General features: G+C 38.6%; 10 protein-coding genes and 1 pseudogene. 5 read left to right on the plus strand and 6 right to left on the minus strand.

The window, feature by feature from the left end; all coding sequences use genetic code 11:
• The 3 genes from ACFINF_RS08540 to ACFINF_RS08550 all read right to left on the minus strand — a co-directional run.
• A partial coding sequence (locus ACFINF_RS08540; protein WP_375620497.1) for a GPW/gp25 family protein occupies positions 1 to 246 on the minus strand: 246 nt, incomplete at its 3' end.
• Positions 243 to 932 (minus strand): phage baseplate assembly protein V, encoded by a 690-nt coding sequence (locus tag ACFINF_RS08545; RefSeq protein WP_375620498.1) that lies wholly within the window; start codon positions 930 to 932, stop codon positions 243 to 245. The genes ACFINF_RS08545 and ACFINF_RS08540, both read right to left, overlap by 4 nt.
• Positions 913 to 1461 (minus strand): hypothetical protein, encoded by a 549-nt coding sequence (locus ACFINF_RS08550; protein ID WP_375620499.1) that lies wholly within the window; start codon positions 1459 to 1461, stop codon positions 913 to 915. Before ACFINF_RS08550 ends, ACFINF_RS08545 begins: the two co-directional genes overlap by 20 nt.
• A gap of 52 nt (positions 1462 to 1513) precedes the next feature.
• Here ACFINF_RS08550 and ACFINF_RS08555 point away from each other — a divergent pair, with 52 nt between their 5' ends.
• Both ACFINF_RS08555 and ACFINF_RS08560 read left to right on the plus strand, forming a co-directional pair.
• Complete coding sequence (locus ACFINF_RS08555) at positions 1514 to 1828, plus strand: type II toxin-antitoxin system RelE/ParE family toxin (protein WP_273790985.1); 315 nt, start codon at positions 1514 to 1516, stop codon at positions 1826 to 1828.
• Between the two features lie 16 nt (positions 1829 to 1844).
• Positions 1845 to 2141 (plus strand): HigA family addiction module antitoxin, encoded by a 297-nt coding sequence (locus tag ACFINF_RS08560; protein WP_004861504.1) that lies wholly within the window; start codon positions 1845 to 1847, stop codon positions 2139 to 2141.
• 44 nt (positions 2142 to 2185) lie between these two features.
• Here ACFINF_RS08560 and ACFINF_RS08565 read toward each other — a convergent pair whose 3' ends face one another.
• Both ACFINF_RS08565 and ACFINF_RS08570 read right to left on the minus strand, forming a co-directional pair.
• Positions 2186 to 2464: a hypothetical protein gene (locus ACFINF_RS08565; protein WP_375620501.1), complete on the minus strand. Its 279-nt coding sequence runs from the start codon at positions 2462 to 2464 to the stop codon at positions 2186 to 2188.
• Positions 2461 to 3179 (minus strand): annotated as a pseudogene (locus ACFINF_RS08570) (antA/AntB antirepressor family protein). Before ACFINF_RS08570 ends, ACFINF_RS08565 begins: the two are co-directional and overlap by 4 nt.
• A 412-nt stretch (positions 3180 to 3591) precedes the next feature.
• Here ACFINF_RS08570 and ACFINF_RS08575 point away from each other — a divergent pair.
• From ACFINF_RS08575 to ACFINF_RS08585, 3 genes are all read left to right on the plus strand, one after another.
• Positions 3592 to 3957, plus strand: coding sequence for a helix-turn-helix domain-containing protein (locus ACFINF_RS08575; protein ID WP_004858800.1), 366 nt, complete (start codon positions 3592 to 3594; stop codon positions 3955 to 3957).
• Between the two features lie 3 nt (positions 3958 to 3960).
• Positions 3961 to 4497, plus strand: a complete 537-nt coding sequence (locus ACFINF_RS08580; RefSeq protein ID WP_004858798.1) for an ImmA/IrrE family metallo-endopeptidase — start codon at positions 3961 to 3963, stop codon at positions 4495 to 4497.
• Between the two features lie 162 nt (positions 4498 to 4659).
• Positions 4660 to 4791, plus strand: a complete 132-nt coding sequence (locus ACFINF_RS08585; protein ID WP_375620503.1) for a hypothetical protein — start codon at positions 4660 to 4662, stop codon at positions 4789 to 4791.
• A 58-nt stretch (positions 4792 to 4849) separates the two neighbouring features.
• Here the strand turns inward: ACFINF_RS08585 and ACFINF_RS08590 are convergent.
• Positions 4850 to 5185, minus strand: a 336-nt coding sequence (locus ACFINF_RS08590) for a hypothetical protein (protein WP_375620504.1), incomplete at its 5' end; no start/stop codon positions are given.

The following is a 5185-nucleotide window of genomic DNA, read 5'->3' on the forward strand; positions in this document are numbered from 1 at the left end:
AAAATCAATTTTTTTCAATTTAAAACGCGGTTCCCACTTGTCTAAAGCCTCAGCAACAGCAGCATAAAGAGCAACAGAAAAAGCATTATTCACTGGAGAATCAATGAGTTCAGCAACGCGTGAACCATAATCACGCCGCATTACACGCGAACCAATCCGTGTTGACAAAATATCAAGGATTGATTGGCGTAAATGATCAATGCCGGTTAATGGCTTTCCTGTTGTACGGTCCATTCCACTGTTCAATTGGGACCTCCAGTCATCGAGCCACCAGGGGAAACACCACCATGAACATGGCTGTTTCCAATATTGGTGCCGTTATGCTTTAGTCCACTTGAATGAATGGAAACATTATTCCCAGAATGAAGAGAGAGACTATCATTCGAATTCAGTGAAATGCCCCCACCAGCCTTCAAAGAGATGTTGCCTTTTGCATTTAAATTTATATCGCTTTTTGAAACAATCTTTATGCCATCTGGCGCGGTAAGCTCTAGTTTGCCACCTTCACCTTTTAGTGACACACCATCAGCGATTGTCAGGATAAACTTTCCGCCTGATTTGATGTGAATTCCATAAGTGTTTTGTTCATCATCATATTCAAGGCGGGTTCCATCAGGGTATATCGTTCGGTGAATGCTGCCCTTATCGGCTGCTTGATTAGCATCAGTGTGAATGGAACCCACAATCACCCCTTGCGATAAATCCCCTGATGACGCGATAACAACCACTTGCTCTCCAACATCGCGTCCTTCATAAGAGCGTGTTTTACCGGCGCGGGCTTGTGTGTCTGGAATCCAGTCACTGACAAGATTGCCACTTTTTACCCGATAGCGTGCGTTTTTATGATCGACATGGCTAATCTTCCCCACCACAACCATATTTGCCACACGTCTCTTTAGATCTGTGATTTCTTTATCGCGTCGCTCTAACATGTCCAGCTTCAATTTTATGGTATTTGTCTTTATTTCTCACGCCTGTTTCTGGTTCAAAGCTTAAGAAAGGTTTAACGAGTCTTGCTGTTACACCGCCTTCTTCTTCATCCATGTTGGGGATATTTGTCACATAAATGACTTCAAAGGTTAAAATCGCACCATGGAGCGCTAGGGCGCCATTATCACCAAAGGCAAAAGCAATATTTTGCAGGCGGCATGTCTCAACTGTGTTGTTAAGATTGGGATTAGCGTAGAAAATCTCCTCAACCTCCCATGCTAGTTGATCAACAAAACGTGCTCCATCTTCACATGTCGCATAACATTCAACATCTAGCGTTAAAACACGTCGCCTTACTCCATAATCATAGCCATCTTCAATTGTTTCACTTTGTGTTGAGATATTAATTGCAGGCGTGTTCTCAGGGGAGAAGTTGAAATCACGCATATTGAAAACATTGTCACCAGCTGCCGTCTTTGCTGCTTTGATCAATGCAACAAAGCTTTCCCTTATCGTCTCTCTCGGATGCATGAGGGCTCCTGTTATTTAACATTTATCCTTTTCTTTATATTGGTATCGTGTTATGATACGTAAAAGAACGAATAAAGGTGATTTGGTGATTGAATCTTTTGCGGATAAGCGGTGTAAAGATCTTTTAGAAGGCAATCCGCCCAGAGGCTTTCCCACCACTCTAGTGCGTATAGCCCAAAGAAAATTGTTTATGCTCGATAAAGCAGTTGATCTCAAAGATTTGCGCAGTCCTCCGGGAAATCGTCTAGAAGCATTGAAAGGAGAGCGTAAAGGTCAATATTCTATCCGTATTAATGACCAGTTTCGTATTTGTTTTGAATGGCGCTCTAATGGCGCCTATGAAGTTGAAATCGTAGATTATCATTGATCTGTAGGAGGTCGAGATGAAAAATTATATTGCTATTCATCCCGGAGAAATTTTACGAGAGGAATATTTAAAAGAATATGCTCTCTCTGCTTATGCTCTTGCAAAAGCATTAAATGTTCCACGCACGAGAATAGAACGTATTGTTGCTGAAAATAGTCCAGTGACTCCCGATACAGCTCTCAGATTAGCCTATTTTTTTGATACTACTGCTGAATTTTGGCTTAACATGCAAGCTGCTTATGACGTTAGTATATTACAAACTGAAAAAGCAGACGAATTTGCCAAAATCAATAAATTTGAATGTAGGGTTTAACCACTCCCCACCTTTAACGATAGGGAGGGGAGTTGTGTTTTTAATTAAGCAACCTTTTTAATGGGGTTGTCTAAATTTGGTTCATAAGTTCGCAACAAAGAATCCATACGATGTGGAAGTTCTGAAGCTCCAAAATCTGTCAAAATTGCCAAGATTTTTGTAATATTGGGCACGTCATCTTGAAGCTTTAAAACTAGAACATTTTCTATTGCATTCATAGTTTGAACCAGAGCACTACAATCTTTGTCGCTCACATTTTCATCATTAGAAAATTGAGATAATGCCATCCACAAATCGCATAAGAAGTTGGTATCTATTTTCATTGCACACCCCCAAAGATTTGTTCTCTCAAACATGCCAATCCTCTAGATGTGATTTTCGTTGAAGGGAGCACCTTTTCTGTACCATCCGGTCTTTGAATGGTAATAGCGGGACAATCCATGAATCCTTTCTTAATTTTGTCTTGATAAGGTAACAAAGGCGCCCCTGGAGCCCGTCGATACACCCAATCATGTTTACGCAAGTAATCAGTTAAATCCTTTGGTCGTACCTCTAACATCTTTGCTGCTTCAATAAGACCAAACAAACCATCAGAACGCTTTAAACCTTCCAAAGCTTTTGCTTTTGGTGCTAATTCTGCAATAACATGATCTTTTTGCTCTATTTGACTTTGTAAGTGATTCAAGACACCAAGCAATGCTTCCGGTTTGGAGTAGTCGACTTGCGGTGTTGCTACTTGTTTCAAAAGTCGTTCACATTTGATAAAGTATTGACGCGCTTCATGCCCTTTATCATTGAAAGATGTTTAGCCATGTCTAACGTAATGTAGTATTCTTTTACCTTTCCACCGCTTACTAAATTTTTAGTAAGCGTTATAAAGTTTATATTTTCCTGAAATTTACATTCTTTAATGCGATTTTTAATCCAATCATTAAAGCGAGCTTTTATTTCTAAAAACGTATGTAAATCACGCGCGTTAACAGTTTGAACAGTTTCCTGATCAATAACCTGTTCTCTAATTTCTATAAGAGTATTCATAATGAATTCCTTGTTGATAGATGTTTCTTAATGACACTCTAGAAAAGTGCCGGGTGCTAAGAAACACGGCAACAAGCCCGTCGTTATGCTTTCCCCCGAAAGGGTATTTTATGGCATAACCACACCCGACAAGACCAGTATACGCTATACGCATATAATGAGTCAAAGCCTTTACAATGTGCGGAAGACTGATTATTTCGGCAACCAATCCGCTTGTTGTTTTAAGGTGTTTCTTAGGCACCTGATTCGATTATTCATACTCCTACTATAATGTCAAGCCACTTTCGATAATTTTTAAATTTTTGCTATTGGCAATTTGTAATTATTGTAAAAAAAAGAGTTGATTTATACTTTAAGATAAAATATATTCAATCTGTTAAGATTAATTATCCGTCCTTTGGAGTTCTATTTGATGCTTACACCATTTGGTAAAACCATACGAAAACTCCGTATTGATCGTGCAGAACGCCTTTTAGATATGGCTGATAAATTAGGTATATCTGTAGCGTTTTTATCTTCTGTCGAGATTGGCAAAAAATCTGTGCCTGTTGGTATGGAAGAAAAGATCATAGAATTATACGATTTAGATCAAGATATGGCTTCTCTCTTAAGAAAAGAGGCTGATTCCTGCCGTAAGAGTTTTACAATAAAGTCTTCTAATTTATCCACAGGTGAACTTGTTGGTATGTTTGCTAGAGTTATAGATAACATTTCTCCAGAAAATATAGAAAAAATGAAAAAATTATTGAAACAGATAAAAGAAAAAGAAGGTAAATAGAAGGTGTATAAAAGCATTGATTATGAAGTTCCTCCTCGTAGTTGGCACAAAATTAGTTATTTAGCTGGTTTATTTCGAATGGAATTACAATTGTCAGATGTCCAATATTTTCCAGTAATGGAGTTTATTGAACACATTTTGCCTAATATGAAGCTAGATTTTCATTTACGTATCGCAGATAAGAAAGAACTTGGAAATGTGGGTGGTTTAACTGATCCACAAGGTAAGTTCATCGTTTTAAGAGAAGATATTTATAGAGATGCGTACGATGGTAATGGTCGTGCAAGATTTACAGTTGCTCATGAATTTGCTCACCTCTTTTTACATACAAATTTACCCTTACAACGCGTAATTGATTCTCATGAAATACCTGCTTATCGCAGTTCAGAACGGCAAGCTGATCAGTTTGCCGCTGAACTTTTAATGCCACGTTCAGGTATGCCCAAATTTAAGACTCCAGAAGAGGTCGCTAAGTGCTATAAAGTTTCATTACAAGCAGCAAAGGTTAGAATGAAAACATTAAATATTAAATCAGAATAAAAAGGGTTTGAGTTGCAGCTCAAACCCATAAAGAGTTTACGTTAGGTTATGGTTCGCTAACGTAAAACCAGACAGGAAACAGCAAGATGCAACCTGTAGCAGTAAAAATTGTATCATTGTGAATGTCTCTTGTCTAGGTCTATTCACCGAGAAAGTTATCTAATGGATAACAAAAAAAAATTAAAAGAAAGTAAAACCTACGTTTTTCGTACATGGCGTAGATGTCCTCATACGGGTCAAAAACTTTACGCAAAACACTATGGGCGAAAGGCTTGGCGTATTCCAATTGAGTGAATGAGAAAAAAAGCAGAAGGGGGATATTTTATTCCCCTTCTGTACATTAGAAACATAATCAAAATTGCTTTTTAGATGAAGATTCATTACGCAAGATAAGCTTATACATACCGGATTCAGAGGCTTGGACATCTGTGATCACGAAGTGCTCTTGAGAGGGGGCTTTGCTGTTTTCAGGATCCATCACAATAACACTATCTTGAGGTTTTGGTGGTAAGCCTCCGATATCATTGATACAAAGATCAAGTTCCTTTCTTGCAATTGTCGTAGGGATTCTGCCACCGGCGTCCGATTCTGAATGCTTAATGCCGTAAATTGCTGTGATACGAAAAGATTGCTGATTGTCCTTTCGCGTGTAGATGATGGGCTGCCCAAAAGTGTTGCGCACATCTTT

It is taken from the genome of Bartonella sp. TS25HLJMH (assembly GCF_042193505.1).
In the GTDB taxonomy this organism is placed as follows: domain Bacteria; phylum Pseudomonadota; class Alphaproteobacteria; order Rhizobiales; family Rhizobiaceae; genus Bartonella; species Bartonella grahamii.

Bases quoted from the DNA above. Each gene is read 5' to 3' on its own strand.
- ACFINF_RS08545 (WP_375620498.1), bottom strand. From the start codon at position 932: ATGTTAGAGCGACGCGATAAAGAAATCACAGATCTAAAGAGACGTGTG.
- ACFINF_RS08550 (WP_375620499.1), bottom strand. From the start codon at position 1,461: ATGCATCCGAGAGAGACGATAAGGGAAAGCTTTGTTGCATTGATCAAA.
- ACFINF_RS08555 (WP_273790985.1), top strand. From the start codon at position 1,514: ATGATACGTAAAAGAACGAATAAAGGTGATTTGGTGATTGAATCTTTT.
- ACFINF_RS08560 (WP_004861504.1), top strand. From the start codon at position 1,845: ATGAAAAATTATATTGCTATTCATCCCGGAGAAATTTTACGAGAGGAA.
- ACFINF_RS08565 (WP_375620501.1), bottom strand. From the start codon at position 2,464: ATGAAAATAGATACCAACTTCTTATGCGATTTGTGGATGGCATTATCT.
- ACFINF_RS08575 (WP_004858800.1), top strand. From the start codon at position 3,592: ATGCTTACACCATTTGGTAAAACCATACGAAAACTCCGTATTGATCGT.
- ACFINF_RS08585 (WP_375620503.1), top strand. From the start codon at position 4,660: ATGGATAACAAAAAAAAATTAAAAGAAAGTAAAACCTACGTTTTTCGT.